The 15,775-nt window shown below is 62.8% G+C and carries 16 protein-coding genes; 7 read left to right on the top strand and 9 right to left on the bottom strand.

Features of this window, described 5'->3' with window-relative positions:
• Window positions 1-551 precede the first annotated feature (551 nt).
• Both K1X15_RS14200 and uvrB read right to left on the bottom strand, forming a co-directional pair.
• Complete coding sequence (locus tag K1X15_RS14200; protein WP_420828341.1) at window positions 552-2,144, bottom strand: ATP-dependent nuclease; 1,593 nt, start codon at window positions 2,142-2,144, stop codon at window positions 552-554.
• Between the two features lie 1,231 nt (window positions 2,145-3,375).
• Window positions 3,376-5,871 (bottom strand): excinuclease ABC subunit UvrB, encoded by a 2,496-nt coding sequence (uvrB, locus tag K1X15_RS14195; RefSeq protein ID WP_420828380.1) that lies wholly within the window; start codon window positions 5,869-5,871, stop codon window positions 3,376-3,378.
• Between the two features lie 464 nt (window positions 5,872-6,335).
• Here uvrB and K1X15_RS14190 point away from each other — a divergent pair, with 464 nt between their 5' ends.
• The 3 genes from K1X15_RS14190 (at window position 6,336) to K1X15_RS14180 (ending at window position 8,619) form a co-directional block, all read left to right on the top strand.
• Window positions 6,336-7,103 (top strand): amino acid ABC transporter substrate-binding protein, encoded by a 768-nt coding sequence (locus K1X15_RS14190; RefSeq protein WP_220304269.1) that lies wholly within the window; start codon window positions 6,336-6,338, stop codon window positions 7,101-7,103.
• A gap of 74 nt (window positions 7,104-7,177) precedes the next feature.
• On the top strand, window positions 7,178-7,858 hold the full coding sequence (locus K1X15_RS14185; RefSeq protein ID WP_220304268.1) for an amino acid ABC transporter permease: 681 nt from the start codon (window positions 7,178-7,180) through the stop codon (window positions 7,856-7,858).
• Window positions 7,855-8,619, top strand: coding sequence for an amino acid ABC transporter ATP-binding protein (locus K1X15_RS14180; protein ID WP_220304267.1), 765 nt, complete (start codon window positions 7,855-7,857; stop codon window positions 8,617-8,619). The genes K1X15_RS14185 and K1X15_RS14180 overlap by 4 nt, the downstream gene beginning before the upstream one ends.
• A gap of 25 nt (window positions 8,620-8,644) precedes the next feature.
• Here K1X15_RS14180 and K1X15_RS14175 read toward each other — a convergent pair whose 3' ends face one another.
• Window positions 8,645-9,319, bottom strand: coding sequence for a spermidine synthase (locus K1X15_RS14175; RefSeq protein WP_220304266.1), 675 nt, complete (start codon window positions 9,317-9,319; stop codon window positions 8,645-8,647).
• A 163-nt stretch (window positions 9,320-9,482) separates the two neighbouring features.
• Here K1X15_RS14175 and K1X15_RS14170 point away from each other — a divergent pair, with 163 nt between their 5' ends.
• The 3 genes from K1X15_RS14170 to K1X15_RS14160 all read left to right on the top strand — a co-directional run bounded on the left by K1X15_RS14170 (window position 9,483) and on the right by K1X15_RS14160 (window position 10,985).
• Window positions 9,483-9,854 carry a DoxX family protein gene (locus K1X15_RS14170; RefSeq protein WP_220304265.1) on the top strand — a complete coding sequence of 124 codons (372 nt, stop codon included), beginning with the start codon at window positions 9,483-9,485 and terminating at the stop codon, window positions 9,852-9,854.
• 71 nt (window positions 9,855-9,925) lie between these two features.
• Window positions 9,926-10,492: a response regulator gene (locus K1X15_RS14165; RefSeq protein WP_220304264.1), complete on the top strand. Its 567-nt coding sequence runs from the start codon at window positions 9,926-9,928 to the stop codon at window positions 10,490-10,492.
• Window positions 10,482-10,985, top strand: a complete 504-nt coding sequence (locus K1X15_RS14160; protein WP_220304263.1) for a hypothetical protein — start codon at window positions 10,482-10,484, stop codon at window positions 10,983-10,985. Before K1X15_RS14165 ends, K1X15_RS14160 begins: the two co-directional genes overlap by 11 nt.
• 24 nt (window positions 10,986-11,009) lie before the next feature.
• Here the strand turns inward: K1X15_RS14160 and K1X15_RS14155 are convergent, their stop codons facing one another.
• From K1X15_RS14155 to K1X15_RS14130, 6 genes are all read right to left on the bottom strand, one after another.
• A complete protein-coding gene (locus tag K1X15_RS14155; protein ID WP_220304262.1) occupies window positions 11,010-11,384 on the bottom strand; it encodes a hypothetical protein in 375 nt (124 codons plus the stop codon).
• A gap of 251 nt (window positions 11,385-11,635) precedes the next feature.
• Window positions 11,636-12,277 (bottom strand): SH3 domain-containing protein, encoded by a 642-nt coding sequence (locus K1X15_RS14150; protein WP_220304261.1) that lies wholly within the window; start codon window positions 12,275-12,277, stop codon window positions 11,636-11,638.
• Window positions 12,278-12,435: 158 nt separating this feature from the next.
• The gene (locus K1X15_RS14145; RefSeq protein WP_220304260.1) at window positions 12,436-13,008 is read right to left on the bottom strand and encodes a peptidase inhibitor family I36 protein; all 573 of its coding nucleotides are present in this window, start codon (window positions 13,006-13,008) and stop codon (window positions 12,436-12,438) included.
• Between the two features lie 107 nt (window positions 13,009-13,115).
• On the bottom strand, window positions 13,116-13,778 hold the full coding sequence (locus K1X15_RS14140; protein WP_220304259.1) for an SH3 domain-containing protein: 663 nt from the start codon (window positions 13,776-13,778) through the stop codon (window positions 13,116-13,118).
• A 225-nt stretch (window positions 13,779-14,003) separates the two neighbouring features.
• On the bottom strand, window positions 14,004-14,393 hold the full coding sequence (locus K1X15_RS14135) for an acyl-CoA thioesterase (protein WP_220304258.1): 390 nt from the start codon (window positions 14,391-14,393) through the stop codon (window positions 14,004-14,006).
• Window positions 14,394-14,396: 3 nt separating this feature from the next.
• A complete protein-coding gene (locus K1X15_RS14130) occupies window positions 14,397-14,990 on the bottom strand; it encodes a thymidine kinase (protein ID WP_220304257.1) in 594 nt (197 codons plus the stop codon).
• Between the two features lie 360 nt (window positions 14,991-15,350).
• On the opposite strand from K1X15_RS14130, the gene K1X15_RS14125 reads away from it, so the two are divergent.
• On the top strand, window positions 15,351-15,740 hold the full coding sequence (locus tag K1X15_RS14125; protein ID WP_220304256.1) for a DUF2147 domain-containing protein: 390 nt from the start codon (window positions 15,351-15,353) through the stop codon (window positions 15,738-15,740).
• The last annotated feature ends 35 nt before the right edge of the window (window positions 15,741-15,775 follow it).

Here is a 15,775-nt window from a genome sequence, read left to right as displayed (position 1 = left end):
GCTAGGCTCGAATGGTGCGGGCCACGCACGCGATGCAACTCCCTCCCCCTCGCGGGGAGGGTTGGGGTGGGGGGCGGCGCACCCGATGGTCCGACGAGACTACCAGTGCGCGGCGCACCCCCGCCTAGCTGCGCTAAGGCCTGGCGGCCAAGCTTTGCTCCGCCATTCGCGCATAGCGCTCGTGGCCTTCTCGTTTCAAATCTCTCCACAGGAGAGATTTGTCCTTCGGAATGCCTCGAAGCCCGTCAAGGGGGAGGTGACGAAGGAGCTGCAGCCTCAACCCTCAAAACACCGGCCAATGCCTCAGCCATTCGCGCATAGCGCTCATGGCCTTCTGGTCTTGGAAAGCTCCACCGGAGCTTTCCATCCGGCTAAGCCGGACCGCCTGCGAAGCCCCAAGGCGGCACATAGGTGTCGTCATCATCAAGCGGTGGGCCGCCGTTGGAGAGGAGCGCGGTGGTCATGTGGGGAGTGTGGAGTTGGGCGGGCGGGGTGTCCAACGAAGGGTTTTTATTGGGGGGATTGGGTGGAGTGATCTGTATCGCACACCGCTAAGATGTCCTAAATGCCTCCAGTTTATCCAGAAGCTCGTACATTTCCGCAGGAAATTCCGTCTTTTGGAACGAAGTTACTAGTCTGTGATCTGTAAGGCTAACAGAGTACTTGTCTGTGATAGCGGCCCTCATAGACGCAATCACCCGTTTCCCTGGTACAACTGTGTATCGAGTGTCTATGTTCTGCCATTTCTCATTGAACAATTCACTCGCTTCCTCGGCCAGCGTTGCGAGATTTTTGGGTGTGCTCCGGAAGAACTCTTGCCTCTTGGCGATAAACTGTGAGCGCAAACCATTCTCCAACGGTTCAGTAACATCTCTAAAAATTTGCTCAGCTGACCATTCGATGCTCGTCTCCGTTCCGTTCCGAGTATCCTTTTCTCTGACTGCGGAGCCGAGTGCTCGCTCTATCACCGTAGGGACTAGGAGGTAGTTCTCGATCTCCTTGCACTTGTGGATGTGCCAGTGGCTAATATGCTTTCCAAGTTCTCCTTCCACGTGCGCTACTTCTTCGTCGCACCAGTAGTCGCGGTCGAAAATGGCGGCAACTTTAAGGTCAAACCCAAACGCATCCTGAAATGACGCAGCTAGGCTGCGAACTCGCTGCCAGCCCGAGAAACCTCCAGATTCCAAAGTGGTGAAAGCCGTACCAGAAGCGATCTGCTCGTAGCCCATCACACGTGCAAATCGCCTAATTAGCCGGAAATCTGTCTCTCCCTCAGTGAACAGTATCCGCCGGTTCTGCGCCAGACGAGTCAGCGTGATGTTCTGGATGGAGCCTACCGAGTCCAAAGCGGACTGAACGCCCTCTACATCCTTGATCCTCTCCGCGGTCTTCTTTTTCTTGTCTATCAGCAGTATTTCGGATGGATCAGCTTCGCTCATAATTTCTGTAGAATGCGTGGCCAGAATTATATCGGGGCCAATGTCTCTCAGTATAGAGAGAAGTTGTCTCTGAACATCTGGATGCAGATAGAGTTCTGGCTCATCTACAATCAGAATTGAAGAGGAAGGGGACCTTACGACATGGGTTAGAAGCTGAAGCCAAATTTGGAAGCCAAATCCCGACCAATATAGTTCTCTGTCCTTCCTATTCTCCTTACAGAACATTGCCACTATGTCATCGATTTCCTCGGGTCTCCCTACCTCCATCCCGGGCCAAGTCAGGCTGACAAGTTCAGAAAATTCATCGAATCCTTCAGGATTGTGGAGCCAGTAGTTTCTGAAATTGCGGGATGCCCTTGTTGTTAGCAGATTCTTCCTCACTGTTTCTTCGCTGACCTTGGCCTCTCGATGCTCAAGGGGCCCAAGGATGGGAACTACTCTTACGTCGATGCCAAGTTTCTTGATCTCCTGCGGAGTTCTCAAGTAGTGGCCGTCTCTGAGACCAAATACAAAACACCCGCCATCGGCGGGAAAAAATAGCGTGATCAACAGGTTTTCCGAGGCGCGAAACTCCACCGTTGTTGGAATTTCTGCGTAGTTGGTATGAATGTTCTCTGATGAGATCGGAAGGGCATCGTCCGGAATGCGCCAACCTGGGACGTACCCTGAAGGACCCAAAATCGATCCGGCCTTCTTCGATCGCATTTGCCTCAGTCCTTGGGACAAGACGCGGAATGCACCTATTATAGTCGACTTGCCATTGTTATTCGCCCCGACAAGTATGTTCATGTGACTTAGTCGGATGGTGAATTCGTCTAGTGCTTTGTACCCAGAGAATTTTACCGACAGAAACTTCACCATTTGGCGGCCCTGGATCATTCATCTGCCGGCAAAGTTGCGGCGATTCGCTAAAAACGGCAAAGGGATGCGACAGCAAATATAGCGCAATCAAACCTCAGGCCCGTTCGGGATCAATCTTGAGATCTTAGGATGGGCCCCGGCTTTCGCCGGGGTGACAATCGAGCGGGCTGGGGACGCGGTGGCTAGCGCCCTCCTTCGACGAGCTCAGGACGGTTCGAGGCTTCGCTGCGCTGCGCACCTCACCATGAGGGCTGCGGGAGGGGTGCGCGCGGAGCTTTTGGTTCTGGCTTCCCTCCCCCTTGAGGGGAGGGCAAGCAGAGCTTGGGTCCGACAGGACCTTAGCGGCGCTCGGGTGGGGGTATCAGCGCCTCCGGCAACCATCGAGACTTGCAGCACAATCCGACACCCCCACCCTAGTTGCGCTAGGCTGCTCCGCAGCCAGCTTCACTACCCTCCCCTCAAGGGGGAGGGTAGTGAAGGGCCGACATTCTCGCGCAAGTCACGCGCTCTATATGAACAGCCCCATCGAGGGGGAGGGTGGGCAGGTCAGGACACTTCCGGTCATTCGCGCATAGCGCTCAAGGCCTCGCGCACTCAAATCTCTCCATCGGAGAGATTTGCCCGACGCTATGTTGGAATCGGATGCTACCAGCATACACCGGCTGTCACCCCGGCGAAGGCCGGGATCCATCTTGAGGTCTCGTTCCAGGCAATTATCTCAGGATGGGTCCCCGACTTTCGCCGGGGTGACAATCGAGTGTGCTGGGGAGGCGGTGGCCACCGCCCTCGCGGTTCGAGGCTCCGCTGCGCTGTGCGCCTCACCATGAGGGCTGCGGGGGGGCGCACGCGGAACTTTCGGTTCTGGCTTCCCTCCCCCTTGAGGGGAGGGCAAGCAGAGCTTAGGTCCGGCAGGACCTTAGCGGCGCTCGGGTGGGGGTGTCAGCGCTCTCGGCAAACTCCGCATTTGCAGCATAATCCGACACCCCCACCCTAGTTGCGCTAGGCTGCTCCGCAACCAGCTTCACTACCCTCCCCTCAAGGGGGAGGGAGGCGACGGAGGCGAGCGTTCTGTGGCTTAGGACACCTCACCCTCCAACGCATCCAGCTCCATCTCCCGCAACCGCTTGACCTCGTCGCGCAGTCGCGCGGCTTTCTCGAATTCCAGGTTCGTGGCAGCCTCGCGCATCTCGCGTTCCAGGTCCTTGATGACCGTGGCGAGGTTGTCGCCGGTGACGGTCTTTTCCTTGCCGTCCTTGCCTTTGCCGATGCTGACGGTGACGTGGTCCTTTTCGTAGACGGAGTCGACGATGTCGTTGATGCGGGCTTTCACGCTCTGGGGCGTGATGCCGTTGGCCTCGTTATAGGCGATCTGCTTTTCGCGGCGGCGGTTGGTTTCGGCAAGGGCGCGTTCCATCGAGCCGGTCATGTTGTCGGCATAGAGGATCACCTTGCCGTCGACATTGCGGGCGGCGCGGCCGATGGTCTGGATCAGCGAGGTTTCGGAGCGGAGGAAGCCTTCCTTGTCGGCGTCGAGAATGGCGACGAGGCCGCATTCGGGGATGTCGAGGCCTTCGCGGAGGAGGTTGATGCCCACCAGCACGTCGAAGGCGCCGAGGCGCAGGTCGCGGATGATCTCGATGCGCTCGATGGTGTCGACGTCCGAATGCATGTAGCGCACGCGAATGCCCTGTTCGTGCATATATTCGGTGAGGTCCTCGGCCATTTTCTTGGTGAGGACGGTGACGAGCGTGCGGTAGCCGGCCTTGATGGTGGTGCGGATTTCGTCGATGACGTCGTCGACCTGATGGGTGGCCGGGCGGATTTCGACGGGGGGATCGATGAGGCCGGTGGGGCGGATGACCTGTTCGGCGAAGACGCCGCCGGTCTGTTCCATTTCCCAGGAGCCGGGCGTGGCCGAGACATAAACCGATTGCGGGCGCATGGCGTTCCACTCCTCAAAGCGCAGGGGGCGATTGTCCATGCAGCTGGGGAGGCGGAAGCCGTATTCGGCCAGGGTCGCCTTGCGGCGGAGGTCGCCGCGATACATGGCGCCGAGCTGGCCGATGGTGACGTGGCTTTCGTCGACGAAGACCAGCGCATTGTCGGGCAGGTATTCGAAGAGGGTCGGGGGCGGTTCGCCGGGCTTGCGGCCGGAAAAGTAGCGCGAATAGTTCTCGATGCCGGCGCAGGAGCCGGTGGCTTCCATCATTTCGAGATCGAACAGCGTGCGCTGTTCGAGGCGCTGGGCTTCGAGGAAACGGCCGGCGCCGTTGAGCTCCTGCAGGCGCGCGGCGAGGTCCGAGCGGATCTGCTTGATGGCCTGGTTCATGGTGGTGCGCGGCGTCACGTGGTGTGAATTCGCATAGACGCGGATGAAGGTGAGGTCGGCGCTTTTCTTGCCGGTCAGCGGATCGAATTCGGTGATCGACTCGATCTCGTTGCCGAAGAGGGAAACGCGCCAGGCGGCGGCCTCATAGTGGGCCGGGAAGATCTCGACGGTATCGCCGCGCACGCGGAAGGTGCCGCGCACGAAGCCGGTATCGCCGCGCTTGTATTGCAGGGCAACGAGCTTGGCGAGGAGCTGGCGCTGGTCGATCTGCTGGCCCTTCTGCACGTCGATGGTCATGGCGGTGTAGTCTTCCACCGAGCCGATGCCGTAGATGCAGGAGACCGAGGCGACGATGATGACGTCGTCGCGTTCGAGGATCGCGCGCGTGGCCGAGTGGCGCATGCGGTCGATCTGCTCGTTGATGGTGGATTCCTTCTCGATATAGGTATCGGTGCGCGGGACGTAGGCCTCGGGCTGGTAATAGTCGTAGTAGGAGACGAAATACTCGACCGCATTGTCGGGGAAGAAGCCCTTGAACTCGGAATAGAGCTGGGCGGCGAGGGTCTTGTTGGGGGCCAGGATCAGCGCCGGACGCTGGGTGCGGGCGATGACCTGGGCGGCGGTGAAGGTTTTACCACTGCCGGTGACGCCGAGCAGGACCTGGTCGGTCTCGCCGTTTTCGACGCCCTCCACCAGCTCGGCAATCGCGGTGGGCTGGTCGCCGGCGGGGACATAGTCGGTGGCGAGGCGGAAGGGCTTGCTCTCGCCGGACTTGGCCGGGCGCTCGGGGCGATGCGGCACCCAGGGGGCGGAGCCTTCCACCTCCTTGCGGCCATGCAGGATGATCTGCTCGAGCGCCTTGACCGTGGCAGTGACGCCGACGGTGGTGGCGTTGGAAGCGTCCTCGTTCTTGCGGGCCTTGTTCTTCTTCACCGAGGCGTCGAGCGCTTCGCGCAGCTTGGCCTGGGTTTCGGGATCGGCGGCGGCGGTGCGGGAAATGTCGCGGGCCGTAAGAGGCTTGCTCGGGACGTGGCCGAAGCCGGCCTGCGGGGCCTCGCCCATGCCATCGAAATCGACGCGGTCGACCGAGTTGATCCTGGTCTTGCCGGTCTTTTTCGCCATGCCGGTGGCGGTGTCGTGGCTGGCCTTGGTGGTGCGGCGCTTTTCGAGCGCGGTCTTGGGTTCGGCCGCGGCTGCCTTTTCTGCCGCCTCGGCACGATCGAGGGCGCGCTTGTTCTTCATGCGCTCGGCATAGAGCGGCTTGGACGCAGCGATATCCTCGGCCTTCTCGATCTCGGCGAAGAACTCGTCGATGGAGAATTCGGCTTTACCGGGGCGTGTCGATTTGGGGGCCATGGCGCGCTCGCGAGGTCAGCAACAGGGGCGGGTACAGATGAACCCATAGATGGGCGCTCTGTCACGCAATGTCAGCAGGGGAATGGATCACGGTTGTTAGCACGACGCGAACGGAATGGGAACAGGGCGGTGCCATGGCGGCGGGGGCCGCCGGGATGGCTTGCGCGCTTTGCCCCAAACCGGGCAATGGCCGGCTCCGGACAGGGCTCCTGCGAGCATGGTCGCCTCGGCCATCGGGCGGAAGGGAAACATCCATCCAGGCGGTTGAAACCGGACGTGGCCAGGCGCAGATTTCAGGCCAGAATGACCTCTCCCGCAGACCTATGGGCGAGGCGAAAGAAGGACATGACATGAAGCTCTCGAACGTTTTCCTCGCCCTCGGGCTTGTGGCACTGGCCACGCCCGCGTTCGCGCAGACGGCACTGGACCAGATCAAGGATACCGGCACGCTGCGGATCGGCACCGAGGGTACCTATGCCCCGTTCACCTTCCACGATGACAGCGGCGCCCTGGTCGGCTTCGATGTCGAGATCGGCCGCGCCATCGCCGACAAGCTCGGCGTCGAGGCCGAATTCGTCGAAGGTCCGTGGGATGGGCTGATCGCCGGTATCGACGCCAACCGCTATGACGTGGTGATCAACCAGGTGGGCATCAATGCGGAGCGCCAGGCCAAGTACGACTTCTCCGATCCCTATATCGCCTCCAAGGCGGCGCTGATCGTGAAAGCCGACAATACCGATATTGCCGGCTTCGAAGACCTGGCGGGCAAGAAGTCGGCACAGACGCTGACCTCGAATTTCGGCAAGCTGGCCGAGAGCTATGGTGCCGAACTGGTCGGCACCGAGGGCTTCGACCAGTCGATCGCGCTGGTGATCCAGGGCCGCGCCGATGCCACCATCAATGACAGCCTGTCGTTCTTCGACTTCAAGACGCAGCAGCCCGACGCGCCGGTCAAGGTGGTCGCCACCGCCGAGGATGCCGACTTCTCGGGCGTGATCCTGGCCAAGGGCAAGCCGGAACTTCTCGCCGCGATCAACGAGGCACTGGCGGCCATCAAGGCCGATGGCACCTATGCGGACATCTCGCAAAAGTATTTCGGCGAAGACGTCTCGCAGTAGCACCGGCTGTAACCAGGCTTTAGAAGGATCGGTCAAGGGTCGACCGATCCTTCTTGTTTTTGCAGGAATGCGCGATGCCGCACTGGCTTTCCCTGATGATCGAGTCGCTGCCCTCGCTGTTGTGGGCATGCCTGCTGTTCACCGTGCCGCTGACGCTATTGTCCTTTGTGCTGGGACTTGGCGTCGGCTTCGTCGCGGCACTGGCGCGGCTGTTCGCGCCCTGGCCGATTGCGGCACTGGTGCGCTTCTATGTGTGGATCATTCGCGGCACGCCGCTGCTGGTGCAGCTGTTCCTGATCTTCTATGGCCTGCCGAGCGTCGGCATCGTGCTCGATGCATTTCCCGCCGCGCTGATCGGCTTCACGCTCAATGTGGGGGCCTATACCTCCGAAATCGTGCGGGCCGTGCTGCTGGCCGTGCCCAAGGGGCAGTGGGAGGCCGCCTATTCGGTGGGCATGACCTGGGCGCAGGCCATGCGCCGCACCATCCTGCCGCAGGCCACGCGGATTGCCGTGCCGCCGCTGTCGAACACATTCATCTCGCTCGTGAAGGATACGTCGCTGGCGGCCGCGATCACCGTGCCGGAGCTGTTCCGTGCCGGACAGCGAATCGTGGCGACGACCTATGAGCCGCTGATCCTCTATATCGAGGTGGCACTGGTCTATCTGCTGGTGAGCTCGGTGCTGTCATCGCTCCAAGGGCATGTCGAGCGGCGCTTTTCCCGCTATGGCGGGTTCATCGGGGCCGCATCATGATCGCGCTGGAAAACATCGAGAAGAGCTTCGGCGACAATCCGGTGCTCAAGGGTGTGAGCGTCGTGGTGCCCGAAGGCAATGTGACGGCGCTGATCGGCGCTTCGGGCAGCGGCAAGAGCACGCTGCTGCGCTGCGTCAACCTGCTGGAAATTCCGCAGGCTGGCCGCGTCTCCATCGACGATACAAGCATCAGCTTCACGCCCGACGGCAAGCCGGACCGCACCGCCATGCTGGCACTGCGGCGCAAGACCGGCATGGTGTTCCAGAACTTCCAGCTCTTTCCGCACCGCACGGTGGTGGAGAATGTGATGGAAGCGCTGGTGACGGTAAAGAAATGGCCCCGGGACAAGGCCCGCCAGCGCGCGCTGGAACTGCTCGACAAGGTGGGCATGACAGCCAAGGCCGACGCCTGGCCCGCGAGCCTTTCGGGTGGGCAGCAGCAGCGCGTCGCCATTGCGCGGGCGCTGGCGCCATCGCCCAAGGTGCTGCTCTGTGACGAACCGACATCGGCGCTCGACCCGCAACTGGCCGTCGAGGTGGTGGAAGTGCTGGCGCAGCTGGCCCGCGAGGGCACCACCATGCTGATGGCCACGCATGACTTGCGCCTGGCATCCACGATTGCCAGCAATGTCGTCTATCTCGATGGCGGCCATGTCGTTGAGGCCGGGCCGGCCCGGCAGGTGTTCGGCGCACCGGCGGACCCCAGGACCCGAACCTTCATTTCGACGCTGACGGCACAGGCGGGTGAGGCCACTGGCTGACCAGCGGCCCGGGCTCCCCGATGCGTCAGCCGCCCGCCTTGGTCGCGAACCAGAGCGTGTGGCGGTCGCCCTTGCCGTTGCTCCTGGCGCGGACGGGGACTTCGTCGACCTGCATGCCGGTCTGCCTGAGGCGTTTGGTGAAGCGGGCGTCGGGGTGAGACGACCAGATCGCCAGATGGCCGCCCGGCGTCAACGCAGCGCGGGCCGTGGCGAGACCTGCGGCATTGTAGAGCCGGTCATTGGCGGGTCGGAACAGACCATCGGGGCCGTTATCGACATCGAGCAGGATCGCGTCGAACGGCTTGCCGCCATTGATGGCGGTGGCGACATCGCCAAGGTGAATGTGGACGCGGGGATCGTCGAGGCTGTCGCCGTGCAGGGGTGACAGCGGCCCACGCGCCCATTCGACGATCTCGGGTACCAATTCTGCCACGACAATCTCGCTGTCGGCGGCGAAGCATTTGAGTGCGGCGCGGAGGGTGAAGCCCAGGCCAAGGCCCCCAATGAGAATTCGCGCCTTCGGACGGGCGCCGAGGCGGGCCGCCGACAGATTGGCGAGCTGCTCTTCCGAATTGCTCATGCGGCTGTTCATCAGGGTGATGGTGCCGGACATGACGGAAAACTCCGTGCCGCGCTGCATCAGTGTCATCGGTCCACCGCCGGGCATGGTGGTCTCGCCGAGTTTTTGCCAGGGCAGCATGGGCAGGGTCCTGTGGGCCGGGGGATCGGATGTGGGGTAGCAGGAAGGCCGTGGCACCCGCAAGGGCAGGGAGCCGCGCTGGGGCAATGTCGAAACCTCAGAAGCTGGTTCGTCATCACGGCAGGAGCGCAGCAAGGGGCTGCCACATCCGGGGGACGAGAACATGAAGATCGCAGGCTGGGTTCTGAGCGGGTTGATCGCGCTGTTTCTGGCGGTAGCGTCGGCGGCGCCGAAATTGATGGGGCTGGAGGTGGCGCTGCAGCCCATGGAGGTGGTGGGTTGGCCTGCCAAATATCTGGTGCTGATCGGCTGCATCGAGCTGGGCTGCATGGTGCTGTTCCTCATTCCGCGCACGGCGCTGCTGGGCGCGGTGCTGACGACGGGACTGCTGGGTGGTTCGCTGGCGGCCAATCTGCGGGTCGACAATCCACTGTTCAGCCACACGCTGTTTTCGATCTATCTGGGGATCGCGGTGTGGGTGGCGCTGTGGCTGCGCGAGGAAAGGGCGCGGATGGTGTTTCCGCTGCTGCGCTGATCGGCGCGCCGCAAATTGGGGCGCGTCCTTAAGGGAGTATCAGCAGTTTTCCGCTAGACTACGTATTCATCATGGCGCTCAAATTTGCGGAAGACTCGGTCAATCTCTCGGAAATCGGCTTTCTGGTAGCCGAGCCGAGCGATTTGTATCGCGAACTGTTCCGGCGCCTGCTCTATGGCTTCGGCGCCAAGACGGTGCATGAGGCCGCCAATGCGCAGACGGCGGTGCGGCTGCTCAACGATCGCGACGTCGACTTCCTGATCTGCGCGGTCGACCTGCCCGGGCCGGGCAAGGAACGGCGGATGGGCAGCGGGATCGATTTTGTGCGCTCCATCCGGCTCGATGCCAAGCATCCCCGCCGTGCCATTCCCATGATCATCACCATGGGCACGGCGCGGCGCATCAGCGTGGGCCAGGCGCGCGATTGCGGGGCCAATTTCGTGCTGTCCAAGCCGGTGGCGCCCGTGGTGCTCTACGACCGCATCAACTGGATTGCCCGCCGGCCTCGGCCGTTCTGGGACAGCCCGACCTATTTCGGCCCGGACCGTCGCTTCCGCGAGGAAGACCATGAGGGCGTGCCCAAGCGCCGGCAGGGCGACGAGCAGATCATTTCACTGGAGGACGCCGATGCCCAATGAGGAAACCGGCCGCCTGGTGACGGTCAAGACCAAGTTTCATCGCGAGGCGGTGCGTCCCGGTGGGATCAATCGCAGTGGCGCGAACATGTCCGCGGACCGCTCGATCGCGGCGCTCAGGGCCGAGGTGGATTCCCAGATTGCCGGTGCCGTCGCCCCGCTGGTGGCGTTGCTGCGCAATTGGGGCGAGGGGGACGCCGTAAAGGGTTGCGAATGGGCCGCGCTGACGCGCGACCTGGCAGGGCTGGCCGGCCGGCACCTCTTGACCGAGGTCGCCATGCATTGCTTCGATTGCCTGGACGCCGTGGTCATCGACGGAGCCGAGATGCGGGTCGAGGAAGCGGCGTGCTATGCCGATGCGCTGGTGTTTGCCGAGCAGGATATGTGCCGGGGCTGCGACCTGCAGCCCTACGCGCCCTTGCTGGGCGACCTCGACAAACTCACCAGCAGGGTGATCGGGCGGGCCACGCCCGCCGCGGTGGCAGAGGCGCGCTGACGTCTGCCAGCGCGCCGTGACCCGCTATTTGCGGGCCGGCATGAAGATGATGACGGCAAAGAGCAGGACGCCGGCAAAGGCGATCAGCGAGGCCGCCGCGACCACCGGCGTCATGGCGGTATTGCCATCGAGCATCAGGTAGAGCGAGCCGCCCATGACCACCACGCCCAGCACATAAATGATGTATTGCAGGCGGGGCAGCAGGCCGGTCGCCTTGGCCGGGTTGAGCGCCAGATAGGTGCCGAACAGGGCGCTGGTGACCCAGCCGAGCAGGTTGATATGGGCGTGGGCGCCCACCACGGCATAATTGCCGCTCATGGACATGTAGATGCCGATGCAGATGCCTGCGATCAGGAAGAGTATGGCCGTGCGGAAGTAAAGGTGTGCCATGGCTGGCATGATGAATTTCCCCCCAATTGGCGCGAGGCGCCGGGCTGACGACTCTGCGCGCGGCGCCCAAGATAATACTGCGCCCTTTGGCGCGGAAGTGGCTCCTATGGGCCATGGGACAGGGCCTCATCTGCCTGCCTTGTCGCGCTTTCGAACCGCAAGAGTGGCGTCCACTTTTGCTGAAAGGGCTCCTTGCGCCCCGAGAGAACAGGCGCCGCCTGCTGGGCGGCGCCTGTTTGCGTCCGGGTGGGGTGACCGGATCAGAAGACCTGGTAGCTGGAGATGGCGTTGTTGTAGCCGCCCAGCGAGGGCTTGTCGGCCGAATAGGTGGTGCAGGCGCCGGCATACCAGTTGTTCTTGCACACGGTGACCTGGGCGCCGCCCTGGAGGCGAATGGACGAGATGGTGTCGTTCCAGCCGCCGGGCAGGTGCGGATCGTCATTGCCGACCGCGACGCAGAACTGGGCCCCGGTGAAATTGTTGCCCTTGAAGAAGCAGGCCTTGGCCGGAACCGGTGGGGCTGGCGGCGGGGGCGGCGGGGGTGCCTCGCCGATGCCGAAGGAGAAGCTCGGGCCGCCCGGGCCGACGCTCATGCCGAAATTGAACGGGATATCGGTGCTGCCACCGCCGCCCCCGCCACCCTCATAGGCGGCCAGGTAGTTCTTGGACACCCAGCCATCGGTGCCGGCGTCGCGATCGACGAAACACCAGGAGCCCTGGCATTGCTTGACATCGACGACTTCGTTCTTGGCCAGGGTGCCGACCTTGGCATAGCCGGTGCCGGGGCCGGTCCGGACATTGACGGCACCGGTGGCGATGCCGGGGGCGGCCGAAGCGGCCAGGGTGGAGAGCAGGGTGATGGCGGCGAGACTGGCGCCAAAGGTGATGCGCTGGATGGACATTGGGTTTCCCTCATCTGTTGTGACAGGCCGCGGGGCGGCCCGTTTCTGAGGGGATTAGGCGGTTTCTGCGCTGAACCCTGGCTGAATGCCGCATTTAGGCGCGAAAACAGGAAAGGCCCGGAGACCGGGCCTTTCACGGGTCGAAACTGAACGTGGAGTCAATAGACGCGAATGGAGGACAGGCTGTCGCGCAGATAGCGGGTGAGCACGGGTTGGCTCTCGACGATACGTTCGCAATAGGACTGGAAGAAGCGGTCGCGGCAGATGGCGGCGCTGGTGGCGGTCGTCACCTGGATCGAGGAGATGCGGTTGTCCCAGCCCCAGGTGGCGAGGTCGAGAAAGACTTCGCCGGTGCCGGCGCAGAAGGAGCGCCCAGTATAGTTTGTGCCCTCGAAGAAGCACATCTGGCCGCCCTCGAGATCGGGCCATTCATTATCGGGGTCGAGGATCGGCCAATAGGGGTCCTTGCCGAAATCGACGGCGGCCTTGCCGGTCCAGCCGCGGCCGCCCGGGCCATCGACATTGCACCAGAATTTCTGGCAGCGCAGGACCTTGATGGCGACTTCGGCGGGGATCTCGCCGGTAATGTCATAGGCAGCGCCGGGGCCGCTGCGCAGGACCAGCGTTTCGCGGCTCCAGCCGTGGCTGCCGGCAGCGGTTTCGGACAAAGCGGGGGTGGCGGGGAGCAGGCAGAGGGCGAAGGCTAGTCCAAGGGCAAGTATCGAGCGCATGGCAATATCCACCTTTGTGAGCGGGCCGAACTTAGCGCGGCGCGTGCCGCGATGCAAAGCAAAGCGCCGCCCAGGAGGGCGGCGCGATAGAGGGCAGGTGCTGGGCGTTACCGCACACGGACCGAGGCGATGTAGTCGTCGAAATCACCCAGCGAGGAAGCGCCGGTGGTATAGGTGCGGCAGGAGCGGAAATTGGGCTGCGAGCACACCTGAACTTCCAGGCCATCGGGATTGTCGAAAGACGAGATGCGGTCGGTCCAGCCGCGCAGGTCACGGATAGCCTCGCCATCGCTCATGCAGAAGCTGTCGCCCCGGAAGCGGGTGCGGTCGTAGAAGCAGACATCGTCATACACGGGCTGGATGACGGGCGGGCGCGGCCCGGGACGCGGCGGCTGGGGCTGGTTGCCCACGCCGATGCTGATCTGCGGGCCATCGGGACCACCAATGGTGAAGCCGAAGGAAATGCCTGGATTGGACGGGTTGACCGGACGGCCGCTGGCGCTGAGATAGCTGGCCGAGACCCAGCCGTCGGGGCCGGACTTGACCACATAGCACCAGGAACCCTGGCAGCGCTGCACATCGACCTGCTGGCCGGCGCGCGCGACATCGACCACGGCGTAGTTGGTGCCGGGGCCGGAGCGCACATTCACATTGGTGGTGACGGTACCCGGCGCGGCCTGGGCGGCGGGCAGGAAGACCACGACCGCCGCGGCGGCGACGGCGACGCCAGTGGCCAGGTTCAGAATTCTCTTGCGGGTCTGACGATGCATGACATGCTCCCTCCGGCGCGGCTTTTCCGGTTCCGGACCTCCGGAACGACGCTGTGCGGCAGCCTTGCCATTTTGTTCGTGACTCCAGAAACGAAGTCGATGGGTAAAGAGTTCCGGCGGTGCGTTTACTTGCGAACAGAAGAATTGCCCCAACGCACCAGCGGTGTGTTGAGACGGAGATAAGCAAAGTCTGGCTGAACGCAGTCTGAACGAGAGCGGAGCCGTTCAGGTGGCTGGAATGGGGCGCTTCTGGCCGTTCTCGTCGAGCGAGACATAGACGAAGCGCGCCTCGGTGACCTTGGTGCGGTCGTCTAGGCGATTGCGGCGCACCCAGGCTTCGAGGCCCACGGTGATCGAGGTGGTGCCGATGCGCTGGATGTCGGTATAGATGCAGAGTACGTCACCCACCTTGACCGGGGCGATGAAGGTCATGGAGTCCACGGCCACGGTGACGACGCGGCCCTTGACGCGCTCGACCGCGGCAATGGCCCCGGCAATGTCCATCTGGCTCATCACCCAGCCGCCGAAGATGTCACCGGCCGGATTGGTATCGGCGGGCATGGCGAGGGTGCGGATGGTGAGGGCGCCCTTCGGCTCGGTCGCGTCTGTGTGCATTTGTCAGGGTCCTTTCACCGGCCAGCGGCCAACCGCCTCTTCCCAATGCTTGCGGCAGAGGGAGAGATAGACGGACTTTTCGATCGACACCTGGTCGCCATCGGTGAGGACGCGACCGGACATGTCCTGGCGGACCACCATGGTGGCCTTGGCGCCGCAGGTACAGATGGTGCGGATTTCGCGCAGGGCATCGGCGACAGCCAGAAGCTCCATGGAGCCGGGAAAGAGCTTGCCCTGAAAATCGGTCCGCAGGCCATAGCACATGATGGGGATGTTGAGCCGGTCGGCGACGCGCGCCAATTGCCAGACCTGGTCGCGGGTGAGGAACTGGGCCTCGTCGACAAAGACGCAGTCGACCTTGGATTCCTCGTGGTAGTCGCGGACGGACTGGTAGAGGTCGTCACCGGCCGCATAGAGTTCGGCCTCCTCGGCGATGCCGATGCGTGACGTGATGAGGCCCACCCCTTCCTCGGCGTAGAGGGCGGATGTGTAGAGCAGGGGGCGCATGCCCCGCTCGCGATAATTGTAGGCCGCCTGCAGCAGCAGGGTCGACTTGCCTGCATTCATCGCAGCATAGGAAAAGTAGAGCTTGGCCATTCTCGCGCCCGAAAGTTCGAGTTCTGTTTTGGCGCAGGGCGGAGATGGGGGCGAGGCAAAAACCGTCCCGCTCCACAAAAAAAGAGGCCGCCCGCAGGCGGCCAGGACCGAATGGATCGGTCGGGAAGGCCGGGAGTTGGCGGTCCGGGGCCTTCCGATGCCGGCGCGGCGTTGGGGAACGCGGGGTCGGCGATCCTGGCCAATGGGGGGAGCCGGGACAGGGCGGACCCTAGAGATGGTAAATGACAGAGACGTGACGACACTATTGCAGGGCCGCATTTATTGCCTGGAGAGTCCGTTCAGCTTGGGTTCAGATGGCGGACGCCAGGCTTGATGCAGCAGAACTTCCAGAGGCCCCCAATGCACAACTTTACCCGATGGCTTGCTGTCGCACTTGTTTCCCTTGCGCCGACCCTGCCGGCCCTGGCCTCACCCGAGGGCGTGTGGGAGCTGGAAACCCGCGACACCCGTTTCTCGCTCAATCTGTGCGGGGACGGCACAAGGTTGTGCGGCCAGCTCGTCTGGCTGTCCGACGTCGACTATAACGAGCAGTACAAGCCCTATCTCAACCGGCCCATGGCCGAGATGCTGACGCCCGTGGGCGCCAATCAGTGGAAGGGTACGCTGCATCTGTTCGGACAAAGGTTCAGCGGCACCATTACCCAACGCAGCGAGAACCAGTTGACCCTATCCGGCTGCGCCTTCCTGGTGGTCTGCAAGACCTATCAGATGTATCGGCTCGTCCCATGAGGCGGGCGGGACTGGGAATAGCCGCCGCGCTCCTG

Source organism: Devosia salina (assembly GCF_019504385.1).
GTDB classification, from domain to species: domain Bacteria; phylum Pseudomonadota; class Alphaproteobacteria; order Rhizobiales; family Devosiaceae; genus Devosia; species Devosia salina.
Note: the sequence above shows the minus strand (reverse complement) of the source record. Positions and strands in the feature narration are given on the sequence as shown.